The sequence below is a fragment of the Pseudomonas sp. BCRC 81390 genome (assembly GCF_030341915.1).
Classification (GTDB): Bacteria; Pseudomonadota; Gammaproteobacteria; order Pseudomonadales; family Pseudomonadaceae; genus Aquipseudomonas.
In genome coordinates this window covers 74975-91440 of the sequence record NZ_JATAAG010000033.1, presented here as the reverse complement: position 1 = coordinate 91440, position 16466 = coordinate 74975, and the positions used below count along the sequence as shown (strand labels likewise).

Here is a 16466-nt window from a genome sequence, read left to right as displayed (position 1 = left end):
CCGTGCGTTCCTCACCCGAACTGTCCGATAGGAGATCGCCCAGCATGCTGCCCCGTTTCGCCACCTTGCTCGCCGGCCTCGGCCTCACTGGCCTGGCCCAGGCCGCAGCCACCCATTATCCGCTGACGATTGAAAACTGCGGCAAGCCGCAAACCTTCGTCCAGGCACCGCAACGCGCCGTCACCATTGGCCAGGCCAGCACTGAAATGCTCTACGCACTGGGGCTGGGCGACCGGCTGGCAGGCACCTCGCTGTGGTTCAACAACGTACTGCCCGAGTACCAGGCACAGAACGCCAAGGTGCCACGCCTGGCCGACAACGAGCCCAGCTTCGAGGCGGTGGTCGGCAAGCGCCCGCAACTGGTGACCGTGCAGTTCGAATGGATGGTTGGTGCCCAAGGCGCGGTGGCCACCCGCGAACAGTTCGACGAATTGAACATCCCCACCTACCTGCTGCCGTCGGACTGCGAAGGCAAGGACAACCTGGTCGGTGCCGACGGTACCCGCCTGCAGGCGTTTCAGGTCGAAAGCATTTACAAGAGCATCAGCCAGCTGGCCGAGATCTTCGACGTACAGGCACGCGGCAGTGCCCTCAACGCCGAGCTGAAAGGCCGCCTGGACAGTGCCAGGGCGCAGTTGGCCGGCAAGGACCTGTCCAGCACCTCGGCGCTGTTCTGGTTCTCCAGCGCCGACCTGGGTATCGCACCCTATGTAGCGGGCCGCCAGGGCGTTGCCGATTTCATGCTGCGCACCCTCGGCGTGCGCAATGTGGTGACGTCCACCGAAGAATGGCCGACCGTAGGCTGGGAAACCCTGGCCAAGGCCAACCCCACCTGGCTGATCATCGCCCGCATGGACCGTCGCCGCTACCCCGCCGACGACTACCAGAAGAAGCTGACGTTCCTGCACAGCGACCCGGTCACCCGTAACATGGAGGCGGTGCAGCACAACCGCATCATCATCCTCGATGCCGACGCCATGCAGGCTGGCATTCGCCTGTTCAGCGGCCTGCAGACCTTGTCCGCGGCCTTCGCCAGCGGCAACGCAGGCCAGTGATGATGCGCCTGTCATTCGCCGTCGCAATGGCCCTGGCAGCGCTGCTGCTGGCCGTGCTGGCCGGTACCGCCATCGGCGAGAGCGACCTGCCACCCACTGTGGTCGCCCAGGTCCTGGCCAACCAGCTGTGGCAGGCCGGCTACCCGGTCGACCCGATCGATGCAGGGATCGTCTGGAATTACCGCCTGACCCGGACCCTGGTTGCCGCGGCCTGCGGCGCCGGCCTGGCTACCTGCGGCGTGGTCCTCCAGGCGCTGTTGCGCAACCCGTTGGCCGAGCCCTACCTGCTGGGGTTGTCCGCCGGCGCCTCGACCGGCGCGGTGCTGGTCGGCTTGCTGGGCTTCGGTAGCCTGGCGTTGAGCATGTCCGCCGGTGCCTTCCTCGGCGCCCTGGCGGCGTTCGCCCTGGTGCTGGTACTGGCGCGCACGGCCGGCGGTGGCAGCGGCAACGCCCAGGTCATCCTTGCCGGAATCGCCGGCTCGCAACTGTTCAACGCCCTCACCGCGCTGCTGATTACCATGTCGGCCACTGCCGAGCAGGCACGCAGCATCCTGTTCTGGCTGCTGGGCAACCTCAGCGGCGTGCGCTGGCCTTCGGTGTGGCTGGCCGTGCCAGTGGCATTGTCCGGGCTGCTGGTGTGCCTGTGGCACCGCCGCACACTGGATGCGTTCACCTTCGGTGCCGACTCCGCGGCATCGCTGGGCATACCGGTACGGCGTACCCAGTTGCTGCTGATCAGCTGCGCAGCCCTGGTCACCGCAGTCATGGTATCGATCGTCGGTGCCATCGGTTTCGTCGGGCTGGTGATTCCCCATGCGCTGCGCCTGCTGCTCGGCCCCGGGCACAGCCGCCTGCTGCCAGCCAGCGCACTGGGTGGCGCATTGTTCCTGATTGCCGCCGACATCCTGTCGCGCATCCTGATTCCCGGCCAGGTGATTCCCGTGGGAGTGGTTACCGCACTGATCGGCGCGCCGGTGTTCGCCTTGATCCTGGTCAGCCGTCGGGGGCGCCCATGACCGCCATGACCACTGTGGCCGTTTCGCCCCTGAGTTGCCAGGGCCTGGGCCTGCAACTGGCTGGCAATGCCGTGTTGCGCGAGATAGACCTGCATGTCGTCGCGGGCGAAACGCTGGGTATCGTCGGCCCCAACGGCTCCGGCAAATCCTCATTGCTGAAGGTGCTTGCCGGGCTGCGCAAGCCAGGCAACGGCAGCGTGCAGTTGCTGGGCGAACCGCTGGCGCAGTTGCCCCGCCGGCGTATTGCGCAGGCCCTGGCGCTGGTCGAACAACAGGCAGACACCCTCGATGCAATCAGCGTGTTCGACGCCGTTGCCCTCGGCCGCACCCCCTGGCTGTCGGCATTGGCGCCGTTCTCGCGGGAGGACCAGGCCATCGTCGAGCAGGCCTTGGCCGACCTCGACGCGCTGCACCTGCGCACGCGCCTGTGGGGCTCGCTGTCCGGTGGCGAACGCCAGCGCGTGCACATCGCCCGCGCCCTGGCGCAGCGGCCGCAGGTATTGCTGCTGGACGAGCCGACCAATCACCTGGATATCCAGCACCAGCTGAGCCTGCTGCACCAGGTACAAGCACTGCCGGTCACCACCCTGGTGGCGCTGCATGACCTCAACCAGGCGCTCACCTGCGACCGCCTGGCGGTGCTCGACAAGGGCCGCCTGGTTGCCCTTGGCAAACCCCTCGAGGTACTGACGCCCGAGCGCCTGTTGAGCACCTTCGGCGTGCATGCCCATTACCTCACCGACCCCTTCGACGGCGCGCGCATCCTGCGTTTCCGCGCCCCTTGAACAGGAAGTTCCACGCATGTCGCGCCCTGTTGCCCTGCTGCTCGCCAGCACCCTGCTGGCCCCGATCGCCCTCGCCGATTCCGCGCAATCGCAAAGCAACGGCTTTCTTGAAGATGGCAGTTGGAACCTGCTCAACCGCAGCGTATTCGACCAGCGCGACTACCGGCACGGTGGCCGCAACAGCGCAGCGCGCAACGCCTACAAACCGCGCAATGAACGTAACGGCAAGGCTGAGGAATGGGCCTATGGCCTGATGGCAACCTTGCAGTCCGGTTTCACCCAGGGGCTGATCGGCGTCGGGGTCGATGCGCATGCCTACCTGGGCGTGCAGCTCGACAGCGGTGGCGGGCGGGCGGGCAAGGCGCGCCTGCTCGCGGTCGATAACGACGGGCACCCCAAGAGCAACTACAGCCGTGCCGGCGCGGCACTCAAGCTGCGCTGGTCCGATACCGTGCTGGCCTACGGCGAGCAGAGGGTCAAGACCCCGGTGTTCAGCGCCTCCGACAGCCGCCTGTTACCCGAGACCATGACCGGCCTGTTGCTCACCAGCAACGAACTCGACCACCTCAAGCTGGTGGCCGGGCACTTCACCGAAAACACCGACCGCAATGCGTCCAGCCATGACCAGGGCTTCGTGGTGAACTATTCCAACGGCCGCCAGGGCAACAGCTTCGACCTGGCTGGCGTGGTGTGGAACCCGGGCGCCGCTTTCCGCGGCAGTCTGTACACTTCACGCTACCAGGATAGCTGGAACCAGCATTATCTCGGCAGTACCTTCAGCCACGCCTTTGACGAACGCCGCAGCCTCAGCCTGGACCTCAACCTGTATCGCACCACCGACACCGGCAAGGCGCTATCCGGGCGCATCGACAACACCACCTGGAGCCTGGTCTCGCGTTACGACCAAGGGCCGCACGGTTTCAGCGTGGGCTGGCAGCAGGTACATGGCGATACGCCGTTCGATTACGTGACGCGTGGGGCGATCTACCTGGCCAATGCGGTGCAGATGTCGGACTTCAACGCGCCGAACGAGAAATCGTGGCAGGCACGCTATGACCTGAACCTGGGCGCCTATGGCGTGCCGGGTCTGAACCTGACGGCGTTGTACGTGCGCGGGTTCGATATCGATGGCACGCATGTCGACCCGGCGGGTGGCTATGCCTACCTGGGGTACGGTAAGGGTGGCAGGCATTGGGAGCGCGACCTGGAAGCGCGCTATGTGGTGCAGAGTGGCAGGGCCAAGGGCGCCGCGTTTTCGTTGCGGCATAACCTGCATCGAGGGAATACCGCCCAGGCGGAGCTGGACGGGGACCAGATCCGCTTGGCCGTGGAATGGCCATTGTCCGGCGCGCTCTGATCGCCCCCTCAGCTGAACCGGGGCTGCCAGGCAGCCCCGGCCCCCGTCAGACCACCGAACTGGCAGCAGGCTGCAAGCCCCACTGCGCCCACTCCTGGACCTCCATCGCCTTCACCACCTCGGCAAACGTGCGCTCCAGTTCCGCACTGACATTGCCGAACGCCTGGTAATTGGTCAGCAGGTAGCGTTTTACCGTCCTGGGCCAGCGCCGCTCCTGGTGCGCCGCATTGATGATGCTCTTGGCATCATGGTAAGTCGCGCCACGCCAGAGCGCCGTCAGGCGGTTCTCGAAATCGGCGAAGGTCCACAGGTCATTGCGGTCTTCGAACTCGTCCAGCAGTTTGAGTTTGTACGGGGCCATATGTGGCATCGCGAATCTCCCTTGGTGCATTCGAACAATCCGTGCACCGTGGAAGGTACGCAAGGCAGGCAGGTTTTGAAATGAACGCGTCGATCACCCAACCAGGCGTTTTGTAGGCATTTTCTGAACCGCCATCGCCGCCACCCGCGCATGCAAAGGCAGATGACGGGGTCGTCGCGGCCCGGCCGACATCGGTATAATCCCCACTATCACTGCCCGACCAGGCCACACCATGCCGCGCCTTCTCACGTTGCTGTTACCCCTGCTGCTGGCAGCCGCCCTCACTGCCTGCGACCAGAAGCCCTCGCGTGAACAACAGATCCTCGCTCAGCTGCCCCTGCAGGACGCCTACGCGCACAACATCGCGCGCATGGCCGCGCTGCTCGGTCGCAGGCACCCGCAGCTGTCGCAGGCGACCATCGAGGATGTGCTACGCAAGCACCTGACCGTCGAAGACCAGCGCCAGGACCTGTTCCGCCTTTACAGCGAAAAGAACTTCAGCGACGCTGAGTTTGCCACCCTCGTCGAGGCCACCCAGGATCCGGCCAAAGCCCGCGCCCTGGAAGACACCGAAGCCGGCAAGCGCCTGGGCGAGAAGCTCACTGCCCTGATGCGCGAGACGGCCCGCGACGTGAAGGTCCAGGCCCTGGCCGAGCAACGCATGCAGCAAGTGGAAGACGAACTCGAAGCGCTGGAGAAGGCAGGTTCATGAATACGGTTTCCCATCGCGCGCATAACGCGTAAGGTTATTCCTGTTTCGTAGATGCTTATTCCATTATTCGAGGTCAGGATTGCCAAACAGCAAGCACGGATTGCGCCTGGATCTACGCACCCTCATCCTGGTGCTCTGCGCCCTCACCGCCTTGGTCATGCTGTGCGCCAGCTATTTCGCCAGCTACCGGGTGCAGCGCCAGCTGTTGATCGATCACGCCCTGGAAGCCAACCGGGTGTATGCGACCAAGCTGGCCAGCATCACCGAGACCTTCATCAGCAATGCCCAGCAACAGTTGTCGTTCAGCGCCGGGGTGCAAGGGCGGCAGCTGGCTGATGCCCAGGCACTGCAAGCCGAAACAGAACGCGTGCTGAACCAGAGCATGGCCTTCAATTCCACCTTCGTGCTTGATGCCGACGGGGTGCTGCTGGCCATTTCCCCGGCGTCACTGCGGCATCTGGTTGGCAGCCGCATGCACTCGCCCGGGGTCGAGGAAGCGCTGAATGCGCGCAGCCCACTGGTGTCGACGCCCTACATATCGGCGGCCAACAACCTGGTAGTAGCCTTGTCGCACCCGATTTTCGACAGCAACGGTCGCTACCGGGGCTACGTTGGCGGCAGCTTGTACCTGCGTGAGCGCAACATCCTCAACAGCTTGCTGGGTGAACATTTCTACAAGGACGGCTCGTACCTGTACGTGGTCGACCGCAACCGTCGCCTGCTCTATCACCCCGACGGCCAACGGGTGGGCAAAGTGGTTGAAGGCAATGTCTTGATCGACCAACTGGCGACCTTGGGCAACGGCACCCGCCAGCTGACCAACAGCCACGGGGTGGCAATGGTTGCCGGTTTCGCCACCGTGCCCAGCGCCGGCTGGGGCGTGGTGGCGCAGCAGCCGCTGGCGCAGACCGTCGCGCCGTTGAACCGGCTGATCCTGAACGTGGTGGGCACCTCGGTCCCCTTGGCGCTGGTTGGCAGCCTGTTGCTGTGGTGGCTGGCCATGATCATTGCCCGACCACTGTGGCAACTGGCCGCCGGCGCCCGCTCGATGGACCGCGCCGGCACTGCCGAGCGCCTGCATCGGGTGTCGGCCTGGTACTTCGAGGCTGCCCAGCTCAAACGTGCGCTGCTGTTCGGCCTCAACTTGTTGCATGAGCGCATCGGCCGGCTCAACCGCGACGCCCAGACCGACCCGCTGACCGGCCTGGGTAACCGCCGCGGCCTGGAGTTCAGCTTGTCATTGCTGGAGGCCGAAGGGCGGCCGTTTGCCGCCATCGTACTGGATATCGATCATTTCAAGCGGGTCAATGACAACCACGGCCATGAAGTGGGTGACCAGGTGCTGCGCCGGCTGGCGGAGTTGATGCGCCGCTGCTGCCGGGAAGGTGACCTGCTGTGCCGTACCGGCGGCGAGGAGTTTCTGATGCTGCTGCCCGGGGCCAGCCCGGACGTGGCGGCGGTAGTGGCCGAGCGGCTACGGGTGACGGTCCAGGATACCCCGGTCGAGCCAGTAGGTGCGGTGACGATTTCGCTGGGAGTGGCACACTGGCAGGGCGAGACTGGTGGCGAGCCAGGCTATGTGCTGAGTGCCGCCGACCGGGCGCTTTACCGGGCCAAGCAGGAAGGACGCAACCGGGTGGTCATTGCCTGAGCCACTGGCCCTGGAATACCAGAAGACCGCGAAGAAAGTTCCTACTGTGGCTCGTCGATCCTTCGAAAACTGCACGTCGGCGGCGGTCGGTATGAACCACAGGTTCGCTGGCTGCGCTCGATCCTCGATTACCCGTCCAGCGGCAGCACCTGCCGACAGCGCCAAACGAGACATTTCCTACACACAAGCCACACCCTCCCCTGTGCGTTCTGATTGATAATACTGGCTGTGACTCAGCGGCAAGAAGCCCGCCCCATACCTTCATCAAGGAAGTGACTATGTTCAGAACGCTGCCCGCGGCACTTATGGCCGTCACACTCATCGCTTTGCCAGGTTGCCAGCACCAGTTGGCCTCCGAGGCGGAAAAGCAGGCACGCCAGACATTCGTCAGCGACATGCAGCAAGCATTGACGCTGGGCATCGCCACCGCTGATACAGGCCCGCAAATTGGCGTGGTCATGCTGAATGTCAAGCTCGATTCATCCTCCGCACCCGTCAGCTGCAAAGCCAGCAGGGCTCCGTTCCGGTACGAAATCCGGATGCCTGCCGAACTGATACGCACCGGCTTCAAGTCACTGGCCAGTGTGGTGGAGGCGCAGTGCTGGAAGACCATCTATCCCGTGGTGCCCAAGGCCCTGCGCGACGACAACGGTACTGCGGAAATCCGTGCGCCGCTGTTCGTGGTGCTGCCGGCGTCCGCGCAAGCACCTGGAACTGAACGGCGCCAGAGCAACGCGCAGCGTGACTTCTTCTGGCAGCGGCTGTTCAGCGACCTGCCGGTAGACAGCATTGGCCGGGCCTCGGTTTATTACGAGGCAAATGCCCAAGGCGAGGTGCAAGGCTGCCTGGTGCAGATTCATCCCCACCCGCTACGGCCGGACGATTTCCGCCTCGATGGCAACCTGCAGGCCCGGCTCAACAGCCGCTGCATGGCGCTGGACCTGGCCACCCTGCCGGGTTTCAAGGCCGAAAGTGATGGTTTGGCGAAAGGCTACAGCGAGATGGAGTATGCCCCCTGGAAGGTGCGCGTGCGCTGAAACGCACCTAGGCCGAGGCCACCGCGCCGATGAAGTTGGCCAGCTCCGCTGTTCGCGGCGCGGCGAACACCTCACGCGGGTTGCCCATTTCATGCACCTTGCCCTGGTGCATGAACACCAGCTTGTCGCCCACTTCGCGAGCGAAGCGCATCTCATGCGTGACCATGATCAGGGTCATGCCCTCGCTGGCCAGTTGGCGCACCACACCGAGTACTTCATTGACCAGTTCGGGGTCGAGCGCCGAGGTGATCTCATCGCACAGCAGCACTTTCGGTGACATGGCCAGGGCACGGGCGATCGCCACGCGCTGTTGCTGCCCACCGGAAAGTCGCTCGGGATAGGCATCGAACTTCTCCGCAAGCCCCACTCGCGCCAGCATCTGCTCGGCCAGGCGGCGTGCTTCGGCGCGGCCGGCTTTCTTCACCACCTGCGGCGCCAGCATCACGTTTTCGCCCACGCTCAGGTGCGGGAACAGATTGAACTGCTGGAACACCATGCCCACCTTCTGGCGCAACGCACGCAGGTCGGCGCGGCCGGCGTCAAGGTATTCGCCATCCACTTCGATCACCCCGTCACTGATCGACTCCAGGCCATTGAGGGCACGCAGCAAGGTGCTCTTGCCCGAGCCGCTGCGGCCGATGATGGCCACCACCTCACCCTCTTCGATGCTAAGGTCGACGCCTTTGAGCACGTGGTTGTCGCCGTAGTATTTGTGCAACGCAGACACTCTAAGCAGCGGCATGCAGCCTCCTTTCCAGGTAACGGGCGCTCAGCGAGAGCGGATAGCAGAGGATGAAGTAGCCCAGCGCGACCAGGCCGTAGACCATGAAGGGCTCGAAGGTGGCATTGGCGAGCATGCCGCCGGTCTTGGTCAGCTCGGTAAAGCCGATGATCGAGGTAACCGCCGTGCCCTTGACCACCTGCACCGAAAAACCCACGGTCGGTGCCACGGCGATACGCAGCGCCTGGGGCAGGATGACGTAGCGCAGCTGCTCCAGCCGGCTCAGCGCCAGGCTGCCGGACGCCTCCCACTGGCCACGCGGGATCGCTTCGACGCAACCGCGCCAGATTTCGGCGAGAAAGGCACTGGTGAACAACGTCAGGGCAATGGCCGCAGCCATCCAGGCCGATACATCGAGGCCGAACAGGGCGATACCGAAGAACACCATGAACAGCTGCATCAGCAGCGGCGTGCCCTGGAACAGCTCGATATAGCCGCGCGCCAGGCCGCGCCACAACCGCTGCGCGGACAGCCGTGCGACCAGCACCAGCAAGCCGACAGCACCACCACAGAGGAACGCCACCAGCGACAGCAGCAAGGTCCATTGCAAACCGATCAGCAGGTTGCGCAGAATGTCCCAGAAGGTGAAGTCCATCAGCGTCTCCCCATCAGCAGGCGCTGCCCCAGCCACGCCAGCAACTGGCGCAGGAGGATGGCCATGAGCAGATACAGCGCGGTGGTCAGCAGGTAGGTCTCGAACGCGCGGAAGTTGCGCGACTGGATGAAGTTGGCGGCGAATGACAGCTCTTCGGTGGCGATCTGCGAACACACCGCCGAACCCAGCATGACGATCACGATCTGGCTCGACAGCGCCGGCCAGACCTTGGCCAACGCGGGTCGCAGCACCACGTGGCGGAACGCTTCGAAGCGGCTCATGGCCAGCGCCGCGGCCGCTTCCAGCTGGCCTTTTGGAATGGCCTGGATACCGGCACGGATGATTTCGGTGGAATAGGCGCCCAGGTTGATCACCATGGCCAGCACCGCCGCCTGCCACTCGGTAAGGCGCAGGCCCAGCGCCGGCAGGCCGAAGAAGATGAAGAACAACTGGACAATGAACGGCGTATTGCGGATCAGTTCCACATACAGGCCGAACAGCGTATCGAAAGGCCGCACGCGCCAGGCACGTACACCGGCGCCGAGCACGCCGATGGCCACGCCCAGCAGCGTGCCGACTGCGGTCAACTGCAAGGTGAAGCCGGCGCCCTTGAGCAGCAGGTCGACCTGGGCCAGCACGGGGGCGAAGTCGAATTCATAGGCCATGTCGGCAGGCTCCGGGCGACATTCAGAGGTCCGTCGGCAGCGGCTGCTTCAGCCATTTTTCCGCATTGCGGTTCAGGCTGCCATCCGCCTTGGCGGCGTCCAGCGTGGCGTTGACCTTTTCCAGCAGCGCCGGCTCGTTCTTGGCCAGCCCCACGTAGACCGGCGAGTCCTTGAGCTTGACCTTGACCACCGGCACCTTGGCCGGGTTCTTCTCGGCAATGGCCGCCATTACCACGCTGCCACTGGCGATCAGTTCGACCTGGCCGGAAAGGTAGGCGGCGATGGTCGAGTTGTTGTCCTCGAAGCGCTTGATCACCGCGCCCTTGGGCGCTACGGCGCTGAGTTCCATGTCCTCGATCGAGCCCCGGGTGACGCTGATGGTCTTGCCGGCGACCGCGGCGATACCGGCGATGTCGACTTCCGCCGGGCCGAACACCGCCAGGTAGAATGGCGCATAGGGGCGCGAGAAGTCGATCACCGCGGCCCGCTCGGGGTTCTTGCCCAGGCTCGAGATCACCAGGTCGACCTTGCCGGTGGTGAGGAACGGGATGCGGTTGGTGCTGTTCACCGGTGTCAGGGCCAACTTCACCCCCAGCTTGTCGGCCAGCAGTTGCGCGGTATCGATGTCCAGGCCGCGCGGCTTGAGGTCGGGGCCGACCGAGCCGAAGGGCGGGAAGTCCTGCGGCACTGCCACTTTGAGCACGCCACGGGCTCTGATGTCGGCCAGCGCATCGGCCTGGGCGGTGGGCAGTGCCAGGGTGCCGCTGCAGAACAGGCTGGCCAGGAACAAGGTGCGGAATGTCTTCATCGAACGGCCTCGCAGAGATCAACGGAAAGAAGGTGTTGGCCAGGCAGTGCACAGGGCATGCCAGCAAGTGCCGCCACCCCGCACGAACCGGGGCGAAAGCCGGCATTGAACGGTCTTACTGGTCTGAACAGTCAGCCCACGGCGACTGCCGAGCAAACGGCTACGCCCCGCTTTTGTGCAGCCTGCCCGCACCTTGCGCCAGCGCGGCGCAACGCTTGCCAGCGCGGGGCAATAGCCGTAAAAAGCCAGGGTCATCGCCCTCCGACCGGTCTGAACAGCATGCTCGACATCCTCCCCCGCGCCGTCCCCGAACAGGCCCTGCAAGGCATCCGCAAGTTGATTGATGAAGGCGCCTATCAGCCCGGCGATGCCCTGCCCTCGCAACGCGACCTGGCCGAGCAGCTGGGGGTCAGCCGGGCGTCGTTGCGCGAGGCCCTGTCATCTCTCAGCGCCCTGGGCCTGGTCAGCGTGCAGCCGGGCAAGGGGGTGTTCGTGCAGGTGCCGGCGCCCGCGGCTGTCGCCTGGCCCTACGCCGAACAGGTATCGGCCAGCGACACCTTCCAGCTGCGCTACGCCCTGGAAGGGTTTGCCGCTGGCCAGGCGGCACTGGCGCTGACCGCGGACGACATTGACCGCCTCGAGGAGAATGTCGAGGCGATGCGCCGGGAACTGCTTGCCGGCCGCTTCGAAGCGGCCGCCCGGCTGGACTTCGCCTTCCATCAGTTGTTGCTGCAGGCCTGTGGCAACCACGCCATGCTGCAGGTGATCACCGCTGGCCAGGACATTTTCCTGGAAAGCCAGAAGCTGCCGTTCATTCGCCCGGAGCGGGCCATGGAAACCTGGCAGGAACACCGCAAGATTCTTCGCGCCCTGTGCCGTCGCTCCCAGGCTGCGGCGCAGAAGGCGATGCAGGAGCATATCCGCAATGCGGCTTCACGCACCGGGGTGGTGTTTTCGGTGTAGCGCCTGCCCGAGGCGGTCGAAACAGGCATCCGGAGGTCGCCCTGAACGAAGCGGGCCTCCGCCAGGCTCGGTCTACTGGCCCTGATAACAACGATGGCGCGCTGAAGTGCGCCACATTCATCCAGGCTGCCTATGGAAACCGGAGAGCTTCCGTATGTCTGCATCGCATGAGGTATCCCCCGCCACCCTGCGCCGGGTGATCGCCGCCTCGGCCATCGGCAATTTCGTCGAATGGTTCGACTTCGCCGTCTATGGGTTTCTCGCGACCCTGATCGCCAGCCAGTTCTTTGCCAGCACAGACGCCAGCGTGGCCTTGCTGAAAACCTTCGCCGTGTTTGCCGTGGCCTTTGCCCTGCGCCCGCTGGGCGGCATCGTGTTCGGCGCGCTGGGTGACCGCCTGGGGCGCAAGCGCATCCTGTCGCTGACCATCCTGCTGATGGCCGGCTCGACGACCCTGATCGGGCTGTTGCCGACCTATGCCAGCATCGGCCTGGCAGCCCCCGCGCTGCTGACCCTGGCGCGTTGCCTGCAAGGCTTTTCTGCCGGTGGCGAGTATGCCGGGGCATGCGCCTACCTGATGGAACATGCGCCCAACGACAAGCGTGCCTTCTATGGCAGCTTCGTGCCGGTCTCGACCTTTTCCGCCTTTGCCTGCGCGGCGGTGATCGCCTATGGCCTGGAGGCCAGCCTGTCGGCCGAGGCCATGAATGCCTGGGGTTGGCGCATCCCGTTCCTCATCGCCGCGCCACTGGGGCTGGTTGGCCTGTACCTGCGCTGGCGCATGGAGGAGACTCCGGCGTTCCGCGAAGCCCTCGCCGAAGGCAAGGCGCATGAACATTCGCCGCTCAAGGAAACCCTGCGCCGCCATGGCCGGGCGATCCGCAACCTGGGTGCCTTCATCTCGCTCACTGCGCTGTCGTTCTACATGTTCACCACCTACTTCGCGACCTACCTGCAACTGGTCGGCAACCTGACCCGCGCGCAGGCGCTGCTGGTAACCACGGTAGCCTTGCTGTTCGCTGCGGTCGGCTGCCCGCTGGCAGGGGCGTTCTCGGACCGCGTCGGGCGGCGCAGGACCATCGGCTTCACCTGCCTGTGGGTGATGCTGTGCGTGTTCCCGGCCTACTGGCTGGCCAGTTCCGGTTCGATAGCTGGTGCGCTGCTGGGCGTAATCCTGCTGGCGATCGGGGCGTTGTGCAGTGGCGTGGTGACCGCGGCGTTGCTCTCGGAAAGCTTCCCTACCCGCACCCGCTATACCGCTTCGGCGATTACCTACAACGTGGCCTACACGCTGTTTGGCGGTACCGCGCCACTGGTGGCGACCTGGCTGATCGGCCAGACCGGGAGCAACCTGGCTCCGGCGTTCTACCTGGTGGTGATCGCGCTGGTGGCGTTGCTGGGTGGGTTGGCGTTGCCGGAGACTTCACGGATTTCGCTGCATGAGGAGGTGGAAGGCGACGGGGTGAGGGCTGCGGCTCGTCGAACAGTCTGAGTATCCGGGGCCGCTTTGCGGCCCCGACAATCTCAACCTTCCTGCTCCTCTTCGCGCCGGTACGCCCACTGGTACAACGCCGGCAACACCAGCAAGGTCAGCGCGGTGGACGACAGGATCCCGCCAATCACCACCGTCGCCAATGGCCGCTGCACCTCCGCCCCGGTCCCGCTGGCCAAGGCCATCGGAATGAACCCCAGCGACGCCACCAGTGCCGTCATCAGCACCGGTCGCAAGCGCGTCAGCGCGCCCTCCTCGACCGCTACCCGCAGCGTGCGCCCTTGTTCGCGCAGGCCGCGGATGAAGGCGATCATCACCAGCCCGTTGAGCACCGCTACCCCCGACAAGGCAATGAACCCCACGCCAGCGGAAATCGACAGCGGAATGTCGCGCAACCACAGCGCCAGCACCCCACCGGTGAGGGCGAAGGGAATGCCGGTGAACACCAGCAGGCCATCCCTGAGGTTGTTGAACATCATCAACAACAGGGCCATGACCAGCAGCAAGGCCACCGGCACCACCACCTGCAGGCGCGCGGCCGCAGACTGCAACTGCTCGAACTGGCCACCCCAGCGCGTCCAGTAGCCCGGCGGTATCGGCACTTGCTCGAGCAGGCTCTGTTCGGCCTCCTCGACGAACGAGCCCAGGTCCCGCCCACGCACGTTGGCGCTGACCACCACTACCCGCTTGCCATCTTCGCGGCTGACCTGGTTCGGGCCCAGCTGCAGGTTCAGCGTGGCCACTTGCGACAACGGAATGAAACCGATCTGCCCGCCGCCGGCATTGGCCGGTACCGGAATCAACAGGCTGGCCAGCCCGTCGACATCCGTGCGCAGGGTCTCCGGCAGGCGCACGACCATGTCGAAACGGCGGTCGCCTTCGTACAGCGTACCGGCCGTACGGCCGCCCACGGCGATGGCGATGGCGTCCTGCACCTCACCGACGTTGAGGCCATGCCGGGCCGCCTTGTCACGGTCGATATCGATGGTCAGCACCGGCAGGCCGGTGGTCTGTTCGACCTTCACCTCGGACGCGCCCGGCACACCCTGCAGGCTGCTGGCGATCTGCCCGGCGGTGCGGTTGAGCACGTTCATGTCATCGCCGTACAGCTTCACCGCCACATCGCTGCGCACCCCGGAGATCAGCTCGTTGAAACGCAGCTGGATGGGCTGCGACAGCTCATGGTTGCTGCCCGGCACGCTGGCCGCGGCACGTTGTACCTCGGCAATCAGTTCCTCGCGCGGCTTGCCCGGGTCCGGCCATTGCGCGCGCGGGCGCAACATCACATAGGCATCGGAGATGTTCGGCGGCATCGGGTCGGAGGCAATCTCGGCGGTGCCGGTGCGGGCGAACACCCGCTGCACTTCCGGCACCTGGGCAATGATCGCCTGCTCCAGGCGCTGCTGCATGTCCACCGACTGCGACAGGCTGGTACCCGGCACACGCAGGGCCTGCAGGGCGAAATCGCCCTCGCTGAGGCTGGGGATGAACTCGCTGCCCATGCGGCTGGCCAGCAGCCCGGACAGCAGCACCAGGCTGGCGGCAGCGGCGAACGCCAGCCGGCGTCGGCCGAGTACCCAGGCCAGCAGCGGCGCATAGCGCTGGCGCGCCGTCCGCATCAGCAAGCCTTCCTCTTCCTTGACCTTGCCGGTGACGAACAGGGCAATGGCCGCCGGTACGAAGGTCACCGAGAGGACCATCGCACCGAGCAGGGCCATGACCACGGTGAAGGCCATGGGGTGGAACATCTTGCCCTCCACCCCGGTCAGGGCAAAGATCGGCAGGTACACCACCATGATGATCAGCTGCCCGTAGATCAGCGGCCGGCGCGCCTCACGAGCGGCGGCGAACACCTCGTGGAAGCGCTCGGCACGGGTCAGCATGCGCCCATGGCGTTGCTGGGCATGGGCCAGGCGGCGGATGGCGTTCTCCACGATCACCACCGCGCCGTCGACGATGATGCCGAAGTCCAGCGCCCCAAGACTCATCAGGTTGGCGCTGACCTGGTTGGCGAACATGCCGGTGAAGGTGAACAACATCGACAACGGGATGACCATGGCAGTGATCAGCGCGGCGCGAACATTGCCCAGGAACAGGAACAGCACGGCGATGACCAGGATGGCGCCTTCGATCAGGTTCTTCTTCACCGTGGCGATGGCTTTCTCCACCAGGTCGGTGCGGTCGTACACCGTCACGGCGGCCACGCCCTTGGGCAGGTTGCGGTTGATTTCCACCAGCTTGGCGGCGACCGCCCGCGATACCGTACGGCTGTTCTCGCCGATCAGCATGAACACGGTGCCCAGCACCACCTCCCGGCCATTTTCGGTAGCCGCACCCGAGCGCAACTCCTCACCCAGGCTTACCTGGGCGACATGGCTGACCCGGATCGGCGTGCCGTCGGCGGTCGAAATGATGATGTTGGCGATGTCCTCGGCCGACGCCACCTGGCCCGGCGCGCGGATCAGCCATTGTTCGCCGTTGCGCTCGATATAACCGGCACCGACATTGGCGTTGTTGCGTTCCAGCGCCGCGACCAGGTCGTTGAGAGTGAGCTTGTATGCCGCCAGGCGCTTGGGCTCCGGTGCGATCAGGTATTGCTTGGCATGGCCACCGATGCTGTTCACTTCAGCCACCCCCGGCACCGTGCGCAACTGTGGCTTGATGATCCAGTCCTGGATCACCCGCAGGTCGGTGAGGGTGTAGGGCGTGCCGTCCTCCTTCAGGGCGCCCGGCTCGGCCTCCACCGTCCACAGGAAGATCTCCCCCAGCCCCGTGGAAATCGGCCCCATGCCGGCTTCGATGCCGTCGGGCAACTGCTCGCGGGCCACTTGCAGGCGCTCGTTGACCAGTTGTCGGGCGAAGAACAGGTCGGTGCTGTCATCGAAAATGACCGTGACCTGCGACAGGCCCGAACGCGACAGCGAGCGGGTCTGCTTGAGCCCGGGCAGGCCTGCCATGGCGGTCTCGATGGCAAAGGTGATGCGCTGTTCGGTCTCCAGTGGCGAAAAACCGGGCGCGGCGGTATTGATCTGCACCTGGACGTTGGTGATGTCCGGTACAGCATCGATCGGCAGTTTCTGGTAGCTATGGATACCCACCGCGGCCATCAGGACCACGGCCAGCATCACCACCAGGCGCTGCTCGATGGCAAATTGGATCAGGCGTTCGAACATGCTGGCATTCCCGGG

General features: G+C 65.1%; 15 protein-coding genes. 9 read left to right on the top strand and 6 right to left on the bottom strand.

Annotated features, from left to right (window positions below; translation table 11 throughout):
- The first annotated feature begins 44 nt into the window (after nucleotides 1-44).
- From QSV36_RS12725 to QSV36_RS12710, 4 genes are read left to right on the top strand one after another with little or no spacing between them, the layout of a single operon-like run.
- Nucleotides 45-1055: an ABC transporter substrate-binding protein gene (locus QSV36_RS12725; RefSeq protein WP_289132012.1), complete on the top strand. Its 1011-nt coding sequence runs from the start codon at nucleotides 45-47 to the stop codon at nucleotides 1053-1055.
- Complete coding sequence (locus tag QSV36_RS12720; RefSeq protein WP_289132010.1) at nucleotides 1055-2071, top strand: FecCD family ABC transporter permease; 1017 nt, start codon at nucleotides 1055-1057, stop codon at nucleotides 2069-2071. The genes QSV36_RS12725 and QSV36_RS12720 overlap by 1 nt, the downstream gene beginning before the upstream one ends.
- Nucleotides 2068-2856: an ABC transporter ATP-binding protein gene (locus QSV36_RS12715; protein WP_289132008.1), complete on the top strand. Its 789-nt coding sequence runs from the start codon at nucleotides 2068-2070 to the stop codon at nucleotides 2854-2856. The genes QSV36_RS12720 and QSV36_RS12715 overlap by 4 nt, the downstream gene beginning before the upstream one ends.
- Before the next feature lie 16 nt (nucleotides 2857-2872).
- Nucleotides 2873-4213, top strand: a complete 1341-nt coding sequence (locus QSV36_RS12710) for an OprD family porin (RefSeq protein ID WP_289132006.1) — start codon at nucleotides 2873-2875, stop codon at nucleotides 4211-4213.
- Between the two features lie 46 nt (nucleotides 4214-4259).
- Here QSV36_RS12710 and QSV36_RS12705 read toward each other — a convergent pair whose 3' ends face one another.
- Entirely contained in the window at nucleotides 4260-4583 is a 324-nt protein-coding gene (locus QSV36_RS12705) for a hypothetical protein (RefSeq protein WP_289132004.1), read from the bottom strand.
- Nucleotides 4584-4806: 223 nt separating this feature from the next.
- Between QSV36_RS12705 and QSV36_RS12700 the strand changes: the two genes are divergently transcribed.
- From QSV36_RS12700 to QSV36_RS12690, 3 genes are all read left to right on the top strand, one after another.
- Nucleotides 4807-5286, top strand: coding sequence for a hypothetical protein (locus tag QSV36_RS12700; protein WP_289132002.1), 480 nt, complete (start codon nucleotides 4807-4809; stop codon nucleotides 5284-5286).
- A gap of 79 nt (nucleotides 5287-5365) precedes the next feature.
- On the top strand, nucleotides 5366-6937 hold the full coding sequence (locus QSV36_RS12695; RefSeq protein ID WP_289132000.1) for a sensor domain-containing diguanylate cyclase: 1572 nt from the start codon (nucleotides 5366-5368) through the stop codon (nucleotides 6935-6937).
- 305 nt (nucleotides 6938-7242) lie between these two features.
- Nucleotides 7243-7974, top strand: coding sequence for a hypothetical protein (locus QSV36_RS12690; protein ID WP_289131998.1), 732 nt, complete (start codon nucleotides 7243-7245; stop codon nucleotides 7972-7974).
- Between the two features lie 7 nt (nucleotides 7975-7981).
- Here the strand turns inward: QSV36_RS12690 and QSV36_RS12685 are convergent, their stop codons facing one another.
- The 4 genes from QSV36_RS12685 to QSV36_RS12670 are packed head-to-tail and all read right to left on the bottom strand — an operon-like array spanning nucleotide 7982 to nucleotide 10823.
- Nucleotides 7982-8716, bottom strand: a complete 735-nt coding sequence (locus QSV36_RS12685; protein ID WP_289131995.1) for an amino acid ABC transporter ATP-binding protein — start codon at nucleotides 8714-8716, stop codon at nucleotides 7982-7984.
- The gene (locus QSV36_RS12680; protein WP_289132097.1) at nucleotides 8703-9353 is read right to left on the bottom strand and encodes an amino acid ABC transporter permease; all 651 of its coding nucleotides are present in this window, start codon (nucleotides 9351-9353) and stop codon (nucleotides 8703-8705) included. The genes QSV36_RS12685 and QSV36_RS12680 overlap by 14 nt, the downstream gene beginning before the upstream one ends.
- Nucleotides 9350-10015 carry an amino acid ABC transporter permease gene (locus QSV36_RS12675; protein ID WP_289131993.1) on the bottom strand — a complete coding sequence of 222 codons (666 nt, stop codon included), beginning with the start codon at nucleotides 10013-10015 and terminating at the stop codon, nucleotides 9350-9352. Before QSV36_RS12675 ends, QSV36_RS12680 begins: the two co-directional genes overlap by 4 nt.
- A gap of 22 nt (nucleotides 10016-10037) precedes the next feature.
- The gene (locus QSV36_RS12670; protein ID WP_289131991.1) at nucleotides 10038-10823 is read right to left on the bottom strand and encodes a transporter substrate-binding domain-containing protein; all 786 of its coding nucleotides are present in this window, start codon (nucleotides 10821-10823) and stop codon (nucleotides 10038-10040) included.
- Between the two features lie 279 nt (nucleotides 10824-11102).
- On the opposite strand from QSV36_RS12670, the gene QSV36_RS12665 reads away from it, so the two are divergent.
- Nucleotides 11103-11786, top strand: a complete 684-nt coding sequence (locus tag QSV36_RS12665) for a FadR/GntR family transcriptional regulator (protein WP_289131989.1) — start codon at nucleotides 11103-11105, stop codon at nucleotides 11784-11786.
- A gap of 154 nt (nucleotides 11787-11940) precedes the next feature.
- A complete protein-coding gene (locus tag QSV36_RS12660; RefSeq protein ID WP_289131988.1) occupies nucleotides 11941-13278 on the top strand; it encodes an MFS transporter in 1338 nt (445 codons plus the stop codon).
- A 32-nt stretch (nucleotides 13279-13310) separates the two neighbouring features.
- Here the strand turns inward: QSV36_RS12660 and QSV36_RS12655 are convergent, their stop codons facing one another.
- Entirely contained in the window at nucleotides 13311-16451 is a 3141-nt protein-coding gene (locus tag QSV36_RS12655) for an efflux RND transporter permease subunit (RefSeq protein WP_289131986.1), read from the bottom strand.
- Between the last annotated feature and the right edge of the window lie 15 nt (nucleotides 16452-16466).